Source organism: Actinomadura syzygii (assembly GCF_008085905.1).
GTDB classification, from domain to species: Bacteria; Actinomycetota; Actinomycetes; order Streptosporangiales; family Streptosporangiaceae; genus Spirillospora; species Spirillospora syzygii.
Genome location: NZ_VSFF01000012.1, coordinates 239,578 through 254,025 on the forward strand (window position 1 = coordinate 239,578; position 14,448 = coordinate 254,025).

Genomic DNA, 14,448 nt, shown 5'->3' on the forward strand with positions numbered 1-14,448 from the left:
ATGGTCCCGAGTTCGCTTTCGGCCACCTCCGGCCCACGCGATGGAGGTGAGTGTTCGGGGTGCGGAGGTCCGCGTGCGGGATCAGGCTCAGGAGGCACGCTGCGGCGGGGATCTGCCAAGCCGGGCGGCGATCACCAGCCCGGCAGGCAAGGCGAGCAGTGATGCCTGGGCAGTTCATGCTGCTGGCGATGCAGGCCGGTCTTCCGCCTGTCCGGTTGCATGATCTGCGGCAAGGCGCGGCGACCATCCTGTTGCGCGCTGGGCGGGATCTGAAAGTCGTGCAGGAGACGCTGGGGTTGTCGTCGATCACGGATCGCCTTCGACACCTGCACCGGCGTTCTGCCTGACCTGGCCCGCCCGTCGGCCGAAGATGCCGGCCGCCGGCCGCCATCCTCAACGGCCGGGCCGAGGCCGAACGCACCGAAACGGCGACACTGGGACGTATCGCCCGCCTGGCGGAGGTGGCAAGGCGATGACCGGCGGAGGTTGACCGTCGGATTCTTCGCGCCGTGTCCGCATCCGAGCCCCGGACTGGACGCGGACACCGGTGCGCCGTCTCAACTCAATTGGTCGGCCTAGAGACGTCCAGCCCCGGTCAGGCCGTGGTTGTCGCGGGTCCGTCGGCGCGTTGCCAGGGGTCCTCGGAACTGGTGATCAAGCGGGGTTGGAGGCGGGTTCGGCGACAGGTTTGCGACAGCCGAGCAGACATCGAGCAGACGGGGGGACATATCGGGCAAGATCTGGGATCTTGGCGGTGGTAAGACTGCAGGTCAGGGGTGGCGCGCCCGGCAGGATTCGAACCCGCGACCGTCGGATTAGAAGTCCGATGCTCTATCCAGCTGAGCTACGGGCGCTCGGCGCCCGGCGGGACGCCGGGACACAGTGTAAGGGGGCGGGTCCTCCGGCTCCACATCTATAACGCCACTACCACGGGTGAACGGGCGTGGGTGGTGGGTTCGGAGGCTTATCTTGGGGTGCTGTGGCGGTGAACTTTGAGGTGCCGCTCTCCGAGGGGGGTGTTTCGGAGGGTGTGGTGCGGGTCGGGGAGACGGTGCGCAGGCCGTTGCGGGCGCACAGTCCGGCCGTGCACGGGTTGTTGCGGCATCTGGAGTCGGTGGGGTTCGACGGGGCCCCGCGGGTGCTGGGCGTGGACGAGCGCGGGCGCGAGGTTCTGAGCTGGGTGCCGGGGGAGGCGCCGCGCAGGCCGCTGCCCGGGTACGCGGTTTCGGAGGACGCGCTGCGCGGCGTCGGGCGGTTGTTGAGGGGTTACCACGAGGCCGTGGCGTCGTATGAGGCGCCGGACGGCGCGCCGTGGGACGGGGAGACCTCGAATCTCGACGGGGAGTTCGAGGTCATCGGGCATTGCGATGTCACATTCGAGAACGTCGTGTTCCGGGACGGGGTTCCGGCGGCGTTGATTGATTTTGATCTGGCGCGGCCGACCACCCGGCTGTTCGATGTTGTCACGGCGCTGCGGCATTGGGGGCCCATCGCCGATCCGGCCGATCGGGACGCGTTGTTGTACCGCGCCGACGTCGGGCGCAGGCTGCGGCTTTTCTGCGACGCCTACGGGCTCGAGCGGGAACGGCGGCGGGAAGTGCTTCCGGCGGCGCGGGTGAGGTTCGAGAGGTCCTATCGGGCGATGCGGAACCGGGCGCGGGGCGGTGGCGGCTGGGCGCGGATGTGGCCGGTCGCCGGGCAGCGGATACGGCGGGCGCAGGATTGGCTTGAGCGGAACTGGGATGAACTCGATGCGCGTCTCTGCTGAGGGGCTTGTGCTCGGGGTGGCGCTGGACGCGCTGCTCGGCGATCCGAAGAGGTGGCATCCCGTCGCCGGATTCGGGCGGGTCGCGTCAATGGCGGAAAAGTCTCTTTACGGGGACTCCCGGTGGCGCGGCGCCGTTTTCGCCGGGCTGTTGGTGGGTGGCGCGGGGGTCGTCGGCGTCGGCTTGCAGCGGGTGGGGCGTGGGAATGTCCTGGTGACGGCGGCGTGTACGTGGGGCGTTCTCGGTGGGACGTCATTGGGGCGCGAGGGGCTCATCATGGCCCGAATGCTGGAGCGCGGAGACGTTGACGCGGCTCGTGGGCGGCTTTCCCATTTGTGCGCCCGCGACCCCGAGGGGCTGGACGCGAAAGAACTGGCCCGGGCGGTCGTCGAGTCGGTGGCGGAGAACACGAGCGACGCGGCCGTCGCCCCGCTGGTGTGGGGTGCGGTCGGCGGCATTCCGGGGCTGCTGATGTACCGGGCCGTCAATACGCTGGACGCGATGGTGGGCTACCGGAATCCGCGGTACGAGCGTTTCGGGTGGGCCGCCGCGAAACTCGACGATGTCGCCAACTGGGTTCCGGCACGCGCGACTGGGGCGCTGGTCTCGCTTTGCTCGGGACGCGAGGCTTGGCGAGTCTTTCGGCGGGACGGTGGGAAGCATCCGAGTCCCAATGCCGGACGGTGCGAGGCCGCCTTCGCCGGGGCGCTCGGAGTTCGGCTGGGTGGAGAGAACGAATATGGGGGGCGCGCTGAGCGGCGTCCTGAAATGGGAGACGGCCGGGCCCCCGAAGTGCGCGATATCAGGCGGGCCGTTGAGCTTTCCGCGGTGGTGACGTTCGCGACGGCGGCCATCGTCTGGGCCCTGCGGTGACCGCGGGGCTGCTGGTCGCGGGGACGACGTCCGACGCGGGCAAGAGCGTCGTCACGGCGGGGCTGTGCCGGTGGCTGGCGCGCAGGGGAGTGAAGGTCGCGCCGTTCAAGGCCCAGAACATGTCGCTCAATTCGATGGTGACGAGCGACGGCGCGGAGATAGGGCGCGCGCAGTACATGCAGGCGCAGGCGGCGATGGTCGAGCCGAAGGCGGCCATGAATCCGGTGCTGCTCAAGCCGGGCAGCGATCGGCGCAGCCAGGTCGTCGTGCTCGGACGTCCGGTGGCGGAGGTCGACGCGCTCGCCTATGGGGAGCACAAGGAATGGCTGAGGGGCGTCGTCCGGGACAGCCTCGCGGAACTCCGTGCCGAATACGACGTCGTGATCTGTGAAGGCGCGGGAAGCCCGGCCGAGATCAATCTGCGCGCGGGCGACATCGTGAACATGGGCCTCGCCCGTGACGCGGGCCTTCCCGTGATCGTGGTCGGTGACATCGACCGGGGCGGCGTCTTCGCGTCGCTGTTCGGGACGGTCGCCCTTCTCGAACCCGAGGACCAGGCGCTCATCGCGGGATTCGTCATCAACAAGTTCCGCGGCGCACGCGAACTGCTCGAACCGGGCCTCGACCAGCTCAATGCGCTCACTGGACGTCCGACACTCGGCGTGCTGCCCTGGAAGCTCGGCCTCTATCTCGACTCCGAGGACACCCTCGCGTTGGACGCGCCGCGTCCCGACGCGAGAGGCCCGGTCGGGCGGGAGACGCTGCGCATCGCGGTCGTTCGGTTTCCGCGGATATCCAATTTCACCGACCTGGACGCCCTTGGCTGCGAGCCGGGAGTCGTCGTCCGGTACGCGGCCAGTGTGGGGGATCTGGCGGAGGCCGATCTGGTCGTCCTGCCGGGGACGCGGGCCACCGTGAGCGACCTCGCCTGGCTCCGCGAACGCGGAATGGCGGACGAGATCGCGAGGCGCGCCCGCGAAGGACGTCCCGTACTCGGCATCTGCGGCGGCTACCAGATGCTCGCGGAGAAAATCGTCGACCACGTCGAGTCGGGAGCCGGACGAATCGACGGCCTCGGCCTCCTCCCCGCCGAAGTCGAATTCGGGGAAGAGAAGATCCTCGGCCGACCGCGCGGGAGCGCCTACGGTGAGGACGTCCACGCCTACGAGATTCACCACGGCGTCGTGACCGCGCGCGGAGAGCCGTTCCTCGACGGATGCCGGAAAGGCGCGGTCTGGGGCACGACCTGGCACGGCGCAATGGAGAACGACGGTTTCCGCCGTGCCTTCCTCCATGATGTGGCTCAGGAAAGCGGTCGCCATTTCACGCCCGCGTCCGATGTGTCGTTCGCGGCCATCCGGGAGGCGACCCTCGACGCGCTCGGCGACCTCGTCGAAGAGAATCTGGACGTCGACGCCGTCTGGCGGATCATCCGGGAAGGCGCGCCGGACGGCCTGCCCGTCGTCCCACCGGCCGGGCCGCCCCGACCGGTAGGGTGATCCATTCGAGAACCGGCCGCAAATGTCGAGCAACAGGCGAGCAACAGGCAGGCGTCAGGAGGAGCGTCCCGTGACCGAGCCGCGGTCCAAGCTGATCGTCCCGTTGATGAAGGCGCGCGTCCCGGCCGAGGTCCAGTTGGAGTTCCCGCTGCCCCCGGACGAGGAGCCGGTCCGCGACCCGTTCGCCGCCGGGCTCTACGTCACCTACGCGGTGGAGGTCGCCGACGAGGGCGTCCCGTCCGGACGGCGGCACGAGCACGTCGCGCGGCGGCACTGCGCCGAGCTCGGCGTGCCGCCCGAGGAGCTGCGCCGCAACGCGGTGGCCAACCTGCGCGACCTGCGCCCCGACCTCGGCCTGAGCTGGGATCCCGAGGTGCGCGCCGTGACGGTCACCCTCGGCGGCGGGACCGGCCAGCCGCAGCGCGGGCGCGGCACGCTGGAATCCGGCCTCCTGCTGGACGAGGGCTTCATGGAGAAGCTCGCCCAGGACGTCGAGGGCGACCTCGTCGTCGCCGTCCCCGCGCGGGACATGTTCATCGCGTCCGGTACCGGCCACCCGGACGGCGTCGACCGGCTCCGCCGCACCGTCGCCCGCGTCTGGACGGCCGACCGCGGCGAGGACGCCGACCCCGCCTGGGACGTGCCCGCGGGCACCCTCCTCGCCCACGACCTGCTGGTCCGCCGCGCCGGGAGCTGGGACGTCCTCCCGTAACCCGAGCCCCGGTTCGCCCGCCTAAGTGGGCTATGTCGCAATCCGGAGCGATCACGAAAATCCGGTGGGATTGCGGCGAATCCGGTGCGTAGTGTGCGGCCCATGGTGTCGATGGACCAGATGCTGGCCTTCTCCGCGATGGCCTTCGCGATCATCATCATTCCGGGGCCGTCCGTGCTGTTCGTCGTCGGCCGCGCGCTCGCCCACGGCCGCCGCACGGCGCTCGCCGGGGTCGTCGGCGGGGTGCTCGCCGCGCTGGTGCTGACGGTCGCCGTCGCGGTCGGCGTCGGCTCGATCGTGGAGCGTTCCGCGCTCGTGTTCACCGCGCTCAAGATCGTCGGCGCGGTCTACATCGTGTACCTCGGGGTGCAGGCGATCCGGCGCCGCCGCTCGCTCCAGGAGGCGATCGGCGCGGACGACCGGACCCAGGGCGGCGACCTCCGCGCCCTGGGGCAGGGCTTCCTGGTGGGCCTGACCAACCCGAAGACGACCGTGTTCTTCGCGGCCGTGCTGCCGCAGTTCGTCGTCCGGGAGCACGGGCACGTCGCGCTCCAGATGATCGTGTTCGGGCTGGTCTTCGCGGTGATCGCGCTGCTCAGCGACAGCGTCTGGGGCCTCGTCGCCGGGACGGCCCGGGAGTGGTTCGCCCGCTCGCCCCGCCGCCTCGCCGCGATCGGCGGCACCGGCGGGCTGATGATGATCGGGCTCGGCGTCACCGTCGCGGCCACCGGCCGCAAGGACTGACCCGCGCCGGAACGCGGGTCAGACCGAGCAGAGCGAGAAGTCGTCGAACGTCGCCTCGGGACGGCCGGAGGTGCCGTCCGGGCGGCTGACGAGCAGGCCGCTCGACCCCGGCTTGCCCGAGCCCGCGGGCAGCGGCCGGGTGGCGTTGACCGCGGCCTTCCCGTTCACCCACATGCCGAGCGACAGGTGCCCGTCCTGGACGACGCACGCGGCCTGGACGCGGTTGCGCTTGTCGCGGACCTCGACGGCGGGGTTGGCCGCGATGTCCGTCAGCGTCCCGGTGGAGCCGAAGGCGGCGATCCGCGCGTGCCCGCTCGCGCTGAGCAGGAACGCGAAGCCGCGCCGCCCGTGGCAGAAGACCCCGGCCTCGCCGTCCGCCCCGATCGACTCGATCTTCACCTCGATGAGCTGCGACCGGGGCACGACCGGGACGGGCGCGTCGGCGGTCGCCCCGCCTCCCGCCGTCGTCCCGCCCGTCGGCGCCGCGCCGCTCAGCACGTACTCGCGGTCGAGGTAGCGGGCGCCGGCGGTCGCCTTCCAGCCGGAGCCCGCGTCGTCGAAGTCGTCCTCGAAGACCTTCTCGTCGCGCTTCGGCGGCTCGGCGTCGGACAGCGCCGAGCTGGCCGGCGCCTGCGCGCCCTCCGCCGCGCCGTCGCCGGACGACATCCGGTCCGGCATGAGCGCCATGACGGACAGCACCACGGCGGCGGCGACGGTGACGGCGAGCAGGCCGAGCCGCTGCGGGGAGCGCGCCAGCCGCGCGGGCGCCGACGCCGCCCGCGTCCGCGGCACGCCTCCGCCCGGCAGCGTCGGCTCCACCGCGGGCCCCACTGCGGACGGCGCCGCGAACCGCGCGGCGGGCGGTGGCGACTCCGGCGCGGCGAGGGGCACGAGTGGGTCGTTCTCGCCGGTCAGGGCGCTGATCAACTGCTTGACCGCCGGGCGTGCGGCCGGGTCCTTGGCGAGCGACCGGGCGACGACGGCGCGGACGGCCGGATCGAGCCCCTCCAGATCAGGATCGGCGCTGGTCACCCGATGGATGATCTCCGGGAGGGCGCCGCCGCCGAACGGGACGCGGCCGGTGCCCGCGTAGGCGACGACGCAGCCCCAGGAGAACACGTCCGCCGCCGGGGTGACCTCCCGGCCGTGCATCAGCTCGGGCGCGAGGTAGGCGGGCGTGCCGATGAACTGCCCGGTGCGGGTCGGCCCGTCGGTCGAGTCGAGCGCGCGGGCGATGCCGAAGTCGATCACGCGCGGCCCGGTGGACGACAGCAGCACGTTCGCGGGCTTGAGGTCGCGGTGGACGATCCCCGCCCCGTGGATCGCGCTCAGCGCGGTCGCGATGTTGACCGCGAAGGACTCCAGGTCGCCGCCGCGCAGCGGCCCGCCCGCCTTGACGGCCTCCTCCAGCGACGGCCCGGCGACGTACTCGGTCACCACGTACAGCGGCTCGCCGTCGAGCCGCGCGTCCAGCACGGCGGCCGTGCAGAACGGCCGGACCTGCCGCGCGGCCGTCACCTCGCGCCGGAACCGCTCGTGGAACGCCTCGTCGTCGGCCAGCTCCGCGTTGATGACCTTGACGGCGACCTGCCGGTCCGCGCCGTCCGCGCCGAGGAAGACGGTGCCCATCCCGCCGCGTCCGAGCCGGGCGGTGAGGCGGTACGGACCGAGCCGCCGCGGGTCGCGGTCGCGAAGGGGACCCTGCATGGCTCGACTCCCGGGAGGCGAAGGACACTGGTGTTGTTCGTTTGACGCCGCGATAAAGGGCATTGTTCGCAAATCTCTGCGGGAGGAAGCGTGGACGTGACGGCGGATGTGCTCGGCCCCGGCTACGAGGCGATCGAGCTGCCGATGGGCGAGGACGCCGAGGGCGAGGTCGTGGCGACGCTGGTACGACGCCGCCGGGACGTCCCGGCGCGCCGTGCGGTGCTGTACCTGCACGGGTTCGTCGACTACTTCTTCCAGAAGCACCTGGCCGACTTCTACCTCGACCTCGGATTCGACTTCTACGCGCTCGACCTGCGCAAATACGGGCGGTCGCTGCGCCCGCACCAGACCCCGAACTACGTCGAGAGCCTGGCGGACTACTTCCCGGAGATCGACGAGGCGGTGCGGATCGTCCGGGACGTGGACGGCCACGACGCGCTCCTCCTCAACGGCCACTCCACCGGCGGTCTGATCGCCGCGCTGTGGGCCGACCACGCTCGGGGCAAGGGGCTGGTGGACGGGGTCGTCCTCAACAGCCCGTTCCTGGACATCGCCGAGCCGCTCGTCATGCGCAAGCTCGGCGCGGGCCTCGCGCGGGCGCTGCGGCCCCGGTTCCCGAAGGCGAAGCTCCCGGCGAGCGTGTCCGAGCGGTATCCGCGCAGCCTCCACCGCGACCACGAGGGCGAATGGGAGTTCGACCTGGGCTGGAAGCCGATCGCCGGGTTCCCGGTGCGGGCGGCGTGGCTGGCGGCCGTGCGCCGGGGCCAGCTCCGGCTGCACCGCGGCCTGGACGTCGACGTCCCGGTGCTGGTGATGGCGTCGAGGCGGAGCGTCCGTCCGACCCGGAAGGTCCTGGACGTGACCGGCGCCGACGCGGTCCTGGACGTCGAGCACATGGCGCGCTGGGCGCCGCGGATCGGACGGCACGTGACGCTCGTCCGGATCGAGGGCGGCCTGCACGACCTGGTCCTGTCGGCGGAGCCCGCGCGCTCGCAGGTGTTCGCCGAACTGACCCGCTGGACGAACGGCTACCTCCCGGCCTGAAACGGGCCGGGCCCGGCTAAGAGAGGATCTTGGACAGGTCGAAGTCGTCGAACTCGGCGGTGATCTGCTGGGCCGGGTTGCCGCCCCGCTCGACCCGCAGCCCGGCCTTGCCGTTGCCGAGCGGCTGGTCGTCGTCCTTCGCGTCGATGACCCGCTCGCCGTTCACCCAGAGCCGCAGCCGGACCGACTTGCCGCCGTCGCCGCTCTCGCACGCGATCTGCACCTTGTTCGGCTCGCCCTTGGCGAACCCGGGGACGGAGTCGGGCGCGTCCAGTTCCTTGCTGCCCTTGTCGCCGTTGTACTTGCGGAGCGCCGCGCCCTTCCCGTCGTTGCGGACGACGAAGACGTACTTGTCCTTGTCGTCGTTGGCGGACCGGCAGCTCAGGCCGTAGGCGGCGTCGTCCGGGCCCTGCACCACGGAGACCGTCACGGTGGCGAGCATCGGGTCGGGGGCGAACTCGTCCTTCGGGACGTCCTCCAGCACGCTCGCGTGCGTGCTGTCGGTCAGGATCCGGTACCTGCCGTTCTGGTAGTTGTTCTCGCCCGCGTAGGAGCCCCAGCCGGAGTCCTTGTTGGAGAAGTCGTCACTGAACACGGTGGCGAGTTTGTCCGGCGGGCCGCCGGAGCCCAGCACGGTGAACCCGACGGCGGCCAGCACGGCGAGGACGGCGACGCCCGCCCCCGCGATGATCAGCGGGCGGCGAGGGAACGACCGCCCCGCCGCCGCGCGCTGATCGCCGCGCGTGACGTCCGCGCCGAGCATCGCCGTGGGCTGCTGGAACGCCGCCTGCTGGAACCCCGCCTGACCTGGGCTGCCCGTCCGAGCCTGGACGGTCGGGTCGCTCGGCAGCCCGTTCCCCAGCCCGCCGCGCCCCGGGTCGTGCCAGCCCGCCTGGACGGTCTCCGCGAGCGTCGCCGGGTCGGTCTGCCCGTTGCCGACCAGCCTGGCCAGCAGGTCCTGGACGGACGGCCTGCTCCGCGGGTCCTTGTCGAGCGCGGCGGCGACGACGTCGCGCAGGTCGGCGTCGAGGCCGTCGAGCTTCGGCTCCTCGTGCGCGACCTTGTAGAAGATCTCCGGGACGGTGTTGCCCGCGAACGGCGCGCTGCCCGTCCCGGCGTAGGCGACGACGCAGCCCCACGAGAACACGTCCGACGCGGGGGTCACCTGCTCGCCGCGCAGCAGTTCGGGCGGCAGGTAGTTCGGGGTGCCGACGAACTGGCCGGTGCGGGTCGGGCCGTCGGCGGCGTCGAGGGCGCGGGCGATGCCGAAGTCGATGACGCGGGGTCCGGTGGAGGACAGCAGCACGTTGGCGGGCTTGAGGTCGCGGTGGACGATCCCGGCGCCGTGGATGGCGGCGAGGGCGGTGGCGACGCCGACCGCGAGGCCCTCCAGGTCGGAGCCGGGCAGCGGGCCGCGCTCGGCGACCGCGCGCTCCAGGCTCGGGCCCTCGATGTACTCGGTGACGACGTACAGCGGGTCGTGGTCGAGTTCGGCGTCCATGACCGGCGCGGTGCAGAACCGGCGGACCTGCCGCGCGGCGGTCACCTCCCGGCGGAACCGGTCCCGGAACGCGGCCTCCCCGGCCAGCTCCCGGTTGATCACCTTGACGGCGACGCGGCGGCCGGCGCGGTCCGTGCCGAGGTAGACCGTTCCCATGCCGCCGCGGCCGAGCCGGCCGACGAGCCGGTAGGGGCCGAGTTCCGTGGGGTCCTCGGGGCGCAGGGCCTCGCCGTTCTCTCCTGCGTGCGTGGTCATCGCGTTCCTGAACTGGGGGAATCGGGGAGTCTTCCGGAGAACCCTAGCGGGCCTCGGTAATTCGGACGCTCGAAGTGCTCAGGACGTTCGGCGCGCCCGCGGCAGGGTCCGGAACGGCGGCAGCACCTCGCCGGTGAGCCCGAAGGCGTAGGCGATGACGCGGCCGGACCAGCGGTGGCAGCCGACCGCCAGCCGGTACAGCACCCGCGGGTAGCGCCTGGTAAACGGCACGACCAGCCAGCTCAGCGACATCACGACCACCAGCAGCGCGTACATGGCCAGCATCACGACCAGGTGCGGGACGACGAGCAGCCCCCTGAGCAGGCTGAACCAGCGGCGCGGCCCCTGCCACGACGCCGGGAACGGCAGGTCGACGACCACCGTCGACTCGCCCTCCGCCGAGGACGAGGACGCGGACGCCGTGCTCGGCACGGGCGCGACCGGAGCGGCGGCCGCGGGCTGTTCGGCGGCGGGCCGGGGCCGCGGCACGTCGGTCGCGCGGCGGGCGCCGGACGGGCCCGCCGCCGGGGCGCCGCCGTTCGCCTCCGGCCCGCGCCAGGACAGCGAGATCGTCTCGGTGGTGTGCTCCAGGTCGTCCTGGCCGACGAGCCGGGTGAGGAGCCGCCGCGCGGACGGCCGGCGCCGCGGGTCCTTGTGCAGCGCGGCGGCGACGATCTCGCGCAGCCGCGGGTCGAGGCCGGACAGGTCCGGCTCCTCGCCGCCGATGCGCTGGAACGTCTCGGCGACCGTCCTGCCCTGGAAGGGGGGCTGCCCCGTCCCCGCGTAGGCGACGACGCAGCCCCAGGAGAACACGTCCGACGCCTGCTCGACGGTCTCGCCACGCAGTACCTCGGGCGCGATGTAGGCGGGCGTCCCGACGAACTGGCCGGTGCGGGTCGGGCCGTCGGCGGCGTCGAGGGCGCGGGCGATGCCGAAGTCGATCACGCGGGGCCCGGTGGAGGACAGCAGCACGTTGGCGGGCTTGAGATCGCGGTGGACGATCCCGGCCCCGTGGATGGCGGCGAGGGCGGTGGCGACGCCGACCGCGAGGCCCTCCAGGTCGGAGCCGCCCAGCGGGCCCTTGTCGCCGACGGCCGTCTCCAGGTTCGGCCCGTCGATGTACTCGGTGACGATGTAGGGCGGGTCCTGGTCGAGCGCGGCGTCGATCACGGGCGCGGTGCAGAACCGGTGGACGCGCCGCGCCGCCGTCACCTCGCGGCGGAACCGGGCGAGGAACGCGGACTCCCCGGCGAGGTCGCGGTTCACGACCTTCACCGCGACGCGCCGCCCGTCCGGCTCGGCGGCCAGGTACACGGTGCCCATGCCGCCCCTGCCCAGACGTCCGAGCAGGCGGTAGGGGCCGAGGACGCGGGGTTCGTCCTGCTCCAGCGGTCCGGCGGCGTACGTCGTCATGGCGGGCGGGCTCCTCGGAGATCGTATATTCGAGCCCAGCCTAAGGGAGCCGCCGCGCCCCGGAGGGACGGTCAGGGGATCACCAGGAGCTTGCCGGTGCTCCGCCGCGCCTCCAGATCGGCGTGTGCGGAGCGGGTGTCGGCGAGGCCGTACCGGCGTCCGACGTGCACCTTCACCCGGCCGTCCGCCACCCAGCGGTAGACGTCGGCGGCGCGCTCCAAGAGCTCCTCGCGGGCCGTGATGAAATGCACGAGCGACGGCCGCGTCAGGTACACCGAGCCCGCCGCGTTGAGGCGCTGCGGGTCGAACGGCGGCACCGGGCCGCTCGCCGCCCCGTACAGCGCGAGGACGCCGCGCGGGCGCAGGCTCGCGAGGCTCCCGTCGAACGTGGCCGCGCCGACCCCGTCGTACACGGCCGCGACGCCCTCCCCGCCGGTCAGCTCCCGCACCCGGGCGGCGAAGTCGTCGTAGTCGAGTGTCGCGTCGGCTCCCGCCCCGGCGGCGAGGTCGCGCTTCTCGGGCGTGGACGCCGTCCCGATCACCCGCGCGCCGAGCGCCGTCGCCGCCTGGACGAGCAGCAGCCCCATCCCGCCCGCCGCCGCGTGGACGAGGACGGTGTCGCCCTCCCGGATCGCGTACGTCGCCCGCGTCAGGTAGTGCGCCGTCATGCCCTGGAGCAGGACGGCCGCCGCGTCCTCCAGGCCGACGCCGTCCGGGACGGGCACGACCCTGTCCGCCCGGACGGCGGCCTGCTCCGCGTGCCCGCCCTGGATGTTCGCCCAGGCGACGCGGTCGCCCGCCGCGAACTCGCGGACGCCCTCGCCGACCGCCGCGACCGTCCCGGCGGCCTCGACGCCCGGCGTGTAGGGGAGCTCCTGCGGGTAGGCGCCCGTCCGGTAGTACACGTCGATGAAGTTGACGCCGCCCGCCGCCACGTCGATCAGCACCTCGCCGGGGCCGGGCTCGGGCCGCGGCCGCTCCGCGGGCGTCAGGACCTCGGGTCCGCCGGTCTCGGTGACGACGATCGCGCGCATGTGGTGCCCTCCTGCCGGACGGTTGGGAACGATCAAGGCAACCCGCGTCCCCGGCGGGCTATTCCACCGGGCGGGCGCTCAAACCCAGTCGCGGACGGTGCGGCCGATGAGCGCGACGGCCTCCTCGACGCGGGCGGCGACGGTGCCCGCGTCCCAGATGTCGCGGCGGGCGCAGTCCTCGAACGCGACCTTGACCGCCGCCATGAAGAACGCGACGACGAACCGGGGCCGCAGGTCGGCCACGGGGTCGACGCCCTCGCGCCGCGCGATCTCGGCGACGAGCGCGTCCGTCGTCGCCGAGTGCGCCGCCATGTGCGCGGTGACCAGCGTCGGCGTCGACTCGATCACCTGCCGGACGCGGCGGAACCGGGCGCTGTCGGTCGGGTCGCCCTGGGCGATCGCGCACAGCACCACGCGCAGCGCCTCGAACAGCGCGGTGAACGGCCGCTCCTCGGCCGGGCGACCGGCGAGCGCCTCCTTCAGGACGCGGTCGTGCTCGGCGAGGGTGCCCGTTATCACGTCCTCCTTGGTGGCGAAGTAACGGAAGAACGTCCGCTGCGACACCTCCACGGCGGCCACGATCTCGTCGATCGTGGTCTCCTCGTAGCCCTGCGAGAGGAACAGGTCGAGCGCGGCGTCGAGGAGGGCGAGGCGGGTCCGCTGCTTCTTGCGCTCGCGCAGGCCCGCGAGCGCGGGCGTCCGGCCCGCCGGCGGCTCGGGCGGCTGCCCGGGCTCCGCCGGCCGTTCGGGCGCCTGCGGGCGCGGCTGCTCGGGCGGCTGACCGGGCGTTTCCTCCGGTTCCTGCGCGGGGGCCGCGGGTGCGCCGGCACGGGCGGGGGCGCCGCCGGTCTCGGGGCTCGACGGGTCGCCGGCGGGGACGGCGCTCATCGGCTCGCTCCTTCTGTCCGCTGGACGCGGGCGCTGCGCGCCCGGCTCTCAGAGGCTTTTATCACGGACGCGTCCTCCGTATGCGCGCCGGGTTCCACCATCCGGAACCCGTTCCGGAGCCCCGGAATGGCGCATCGCCGCCCGGCGCGTCGCGGCTCGCTCTACGGTCCATCCTCGCCGAATATTCCGGCGACCGTCCCACTCTGTGGATTTCCGCTGCGCAGCGAGGGAATCCGGGTCATGCTGAGAGTCGGTCACCAACCGTCGCCGGACGGTCGCCGAAGGTCATCGCCCGGCGGCTCGGACCATGCTGAGGCGGCTGATTGTGTCTGTAGTCGGTGGACGGGGGATCGCCGAGGTGCGCAAGCGCCACCTCGCGGCCCTCGCGCACGAGGTCGAGGCCCACGGCCTGTCCTGGCGGCTGACCGGCCCCGGGGAGTCACTGCTGAGCGTGTCGGGACCGGGGGCGCGCAGGCAGCTCATGGTCGTCGCCACCCCGTCCGGCGAGGGCTGGTCCTACCTGTGGCCGGGCGGCGGGATGGCCGACGTCGCCGACGTGGCCGACGTCGCCGAGCGGCTCGCCCGCCTGCTCGCCTGATCTTCGGGCGCGCGTTTCCGCCGACCCGCCTTGCTCGCGGGGCGGCGACTTCCCTACACTCCCTGATGCGAACATTCGTTCGAATCGTCACAGGTCCGCATGTCCTTCCCCCGTGCGGTGAGCGCGAGGGGGAGGCAGATGACGCGCGTGTTCGGCGACCCGGTGGACGTCTGGGTGAGCGACGGACGTCCGGTCCGGTTCGTCTGGCGTGGCCGGCTCTACACCGTCCGGCGGGTGCTGGAGCACTGGGTCACGACCCGTGACTGGTGGCGGGAGCGGCAGCCCGACGGCGAGGCCACCGGAGAGCGGGAGTTCTGGCGGGTCGAGGCCGCCCCGGGCCGCGAGGTCGGCGTCTACGAGCTGCGCTACGACGTGCCCGCCGACAGCTGGATGCTATCCCGGGTATGGGATTGA

Annotated in this window: 14 protein-coding genes and 1 tRNA gene; 9 read left to right on the top strand and 6 right to left on the bottom strand. The window is 72.8% G+C overall.

The window, feature by feature from the left end; translation table 11 throughout:
• Positions 1–59 precede the first annotated feature (59 nt).
• Complete coding sequence (locus FXF65_RS46315) at positions 60–347, top strand: tyrosine-type recombinase/integrase (RefSeq protein ID WP_425458758.1); 288 nt, start codon at positions 60–62, stop codon at positions 345–347.
• A 430-nt stretch (positions 348–777) separates the two neighbouring features.
• Here the strand turns inward: FXF65_RS46315 and FXF65_RS31090 are convergent.
• Positions 778–854: transfer RNA gene (locus FXF65_RS31090), tRNA-Arg, on the bottom strand.
• Positions 855–979: 125 nt separating this feature from the next.
• Here FXF65_RS31090 and FXF65_RS31095 point away from each other — a divergent pair.
• The 5 genes from FXF65_RS31095 to FXF65_RS31115 all read left to right on the top strand — a co-directional run bounded on the left by FXF65_RS31095 (position 980) and on the right by FXF65_RS31115 (position 5,594).
• Positions 980–1,768 carry a phosphotransferase gene (locus tag FXF65_RS31095; protein WP_148353614.1) on the top strand — a complete coding sequence of 263 codons (789 nt, stop codon included), beginning with the start codon at positions 980–982 and terminating at the stop codon, positions 1,766–1,768.
• Positions 1,743–2,639 (top strand): cobalamin biosynthesis protein, encoded by an 897-nt coding sequence (locus FXF65_RS31100; RefSeq protein ID WP_246199240.1) that lies wholly within the window; start codon positions 1,743–1,745, stop codon positions 2,637–2,639. Before FXF65_RS31095 ends, FXF65_RS31100 begins: the two co-directional genes overlap by 26 nt.
• Positions 2,636–4,138, top strand: coding sequence for a cobyric acid synthase (locus FXF65_RS31105; RefSeq protein WP_148353615.1), 1,503 nt, complete (start codon positions 2,636–2,638; stop codon positions 4,136–4,138). The genes FXF65_RS31100 and FXF65_RS31105 overlap by 4 nt, the downstream gene beginning before the upstream one ends.
• A gap of 70 nt (positions 4,139–4,208) precedes the next feature.
• Positions 4,209–4,850, top strand: a complete 642-nt coding sequence (locus FXF65_RS31110) for a DUF1444 domain-containing protein (RefSeq protein ID WP_148353616.1) — start codon at positions 4,209–4,211, stop codon at positions 4,848–4,850.
• Positions 4,851–4,952: 102 nt separating this feature from the next.
• On the top strand, positions 4,953–5,594 hold the full coding sequence (locus tag FXF65_RS31115; protein WP_148353617.1) for a LysE family translocator: 642 nt from the start codon (positions 4,953–4,955) through the stop codon (positions 5,592–5,594).
• 18 nt (positions 5,595–5,612) lie between these two features.
• On the opposite strand, the gene FXF65_RS44850 is transcribed toward FXF65_RS31115, so the two are convergent.
• Positions 5,613–7,301, bottom strand: a complete 1,689-nt coding sequence (locus FXF65_RS44850; RefSeq protein ID WP_222868811.1) for a serine/threonine-protein kinase — start codon at positions 7,299–7,301, stop codon at positions 5,613–5,615.
• A gap of 96 nt (positions 7,302–7,397) precedes the next feature.
• Here FXF65_RS44850 and FXF65_RS31125 point away from each other — a divergent pair, with 96 nt between their 5' ends.
• Entirely contained in the window at positions 7,398–8,345 is a 948-nt protein-coding gene (locus FXF65_RS31125) for an alpha/beta hydrolase (protein WP_246199241.1), read from the top strand.
• Between the two features lie 16 nt (positions 8,346–8,361).
• Here FXF65_RS31125 and FXF65_RS44855 read toward each other — a convergent pair whose 3' ends face one another.
• From FXF65_RS44855 to FXF65_RS31145, 4 genes are all read right to left on the bottom strand, one after another.
• On the bottom strand, positions 8,362–10,101 hold the full coding sequence (locus tag FXF65_RS44855) for a serine/threonine-protein kinase (RefSeq protein WP_222868813.1): 1,740 nt from the start codon (positions 10,099–10,101) through the stop codon (positions 8,362–8,364).
• A gap of 78 nt (positions 10,102–10,179) precedes the next feature.
• The gene (locus FXF65_RS31135) at positions 10,180–11,514 is read right to left on the bottom strand and encodes a serine/threonine-protein kinase (protein WP_148353618.1); all 1,335 of its coding nucleotides are present in this window, start codon (positions 11,512–11,514) and stop codon (positions 10,180–10,182) included.
• A gap of 71 nt (positions 11,515–11,585) precedes the next feature.
• Positions 11,586–12,548 (bottom strand): quinone oxidoreductase family protein, encoded by a 963-nt coding sequence (locus FXF65_RS31140; RefSeq protein ID WP_148353619.1) that lies wholly within the window; start codon positions 12,546–12,548, stop codon positions 11,586–11,588.
• Between the two features lie 78 nt (positions 12,549–12,626).
• On the bottom strand, positions 12,627–13,436 hold the full coding sequence (locus FXF65_RS31145; RefSeq protein WP_148353620.1) for a TetR family transcriptional regulator: 810 nt from the start codon (positions 13,434–13,436) through the stop codon (positions 12,627–12,629).
• Positions 13,437–13,761: 325 nt separating this feature from the next.
• Here FXF65_RS31145 and FXF65_RS31150 point away from each other — a divergent pair, with 325 nt between their 5' ends.
• Together FXF65_RS31150 and FXF65_RS31155 are read left to right on the top strand one after the other, a co-directional pair.
• On the top strand, positions 13,762–14,034 hold the full coding sequence (locus FXF65_RS31150) for a hypothetical protein (RefSeq protein ID WP_246178120.1): 273 nt from the start codon (positions 13,762–13,764) through the stop codon (positions 14,032–14,034).
• Positions 14,035–14,172: 138 nt separating this feature from the next.
• Positions 14,173–14,448, top strand: a complete 276-nt coding sequence (locus FXF65_RS31155; protein WP_148353622.1) for a DUF6504 family protein — start codon at positions 14,173–14,175, stop codon at positions 14,446–14,448.

What these genes read in the sequence shown, in the direction of transcription:
- FXF65_RS31100 (WP_246199240.1), top strand. Translation starts at nt 1,743, where the DNA reads ATGAACTCGATGCGCGTCTCTGCTGAGGGGCTTGTGCTCGGGGTGGCG.
- FXF65_RS31115 (WP_148353617.1), top strand. Translation starts at nt 4,953, where the DNA reads ATGGTGTCGATGGACCAGATGCTGGCCTTCTCCGCGATGGCCTTCGCG.
- FXF65_RS44850 (WP_222868811.1), bottom strand. Translation starts at nt 7,301, where the DNA reads ATGCAGGGTCCCCTTCGCGACCGCGACCCGCGGCGGCTCGGTCCGTAC.
- FXF65_RS44855 (WP_222868813.1), bottom strand. Translation starts at nt 10,101, where the DNA reads ATGACCACGCACGCAGGAGAGAACGGCGAGGCCCTGCGCCCCGAGGAC.
- FXF65_RS31135 (WP_148353618.1), bottom strand. Translation starts at nt 11,514, where the DNA reads ATGACGACGTACGCCGCCGGACCGCTGGAGCAGGACGAACCCCGCGTC.
- FXF65_RS31140 (WP_148353619.1), bottom strand. Translation starts at nt 12,548, where the DNA reads ATGCGCGCGATCGTCGTCACCGAGACCGGCGGACCCGAGGTCCTGACG.
- FXF65_RS31145 (WP_148353620.1), bottom strand. Translation starts at nt 13,436, where the DNA reads ATGAGCGCCGTCCCCGCCGGCGACCCGTCGAGCCCCGAGACCGGCGGC.
- FXF65_RS31155 (WP_148353622.1), top strand. Translation starts at nt 14,173, where the DNA reads ATGACGCGCGTGTTCGGCGACCCGGTGGACGTCTGGGTGAGCGACGGA.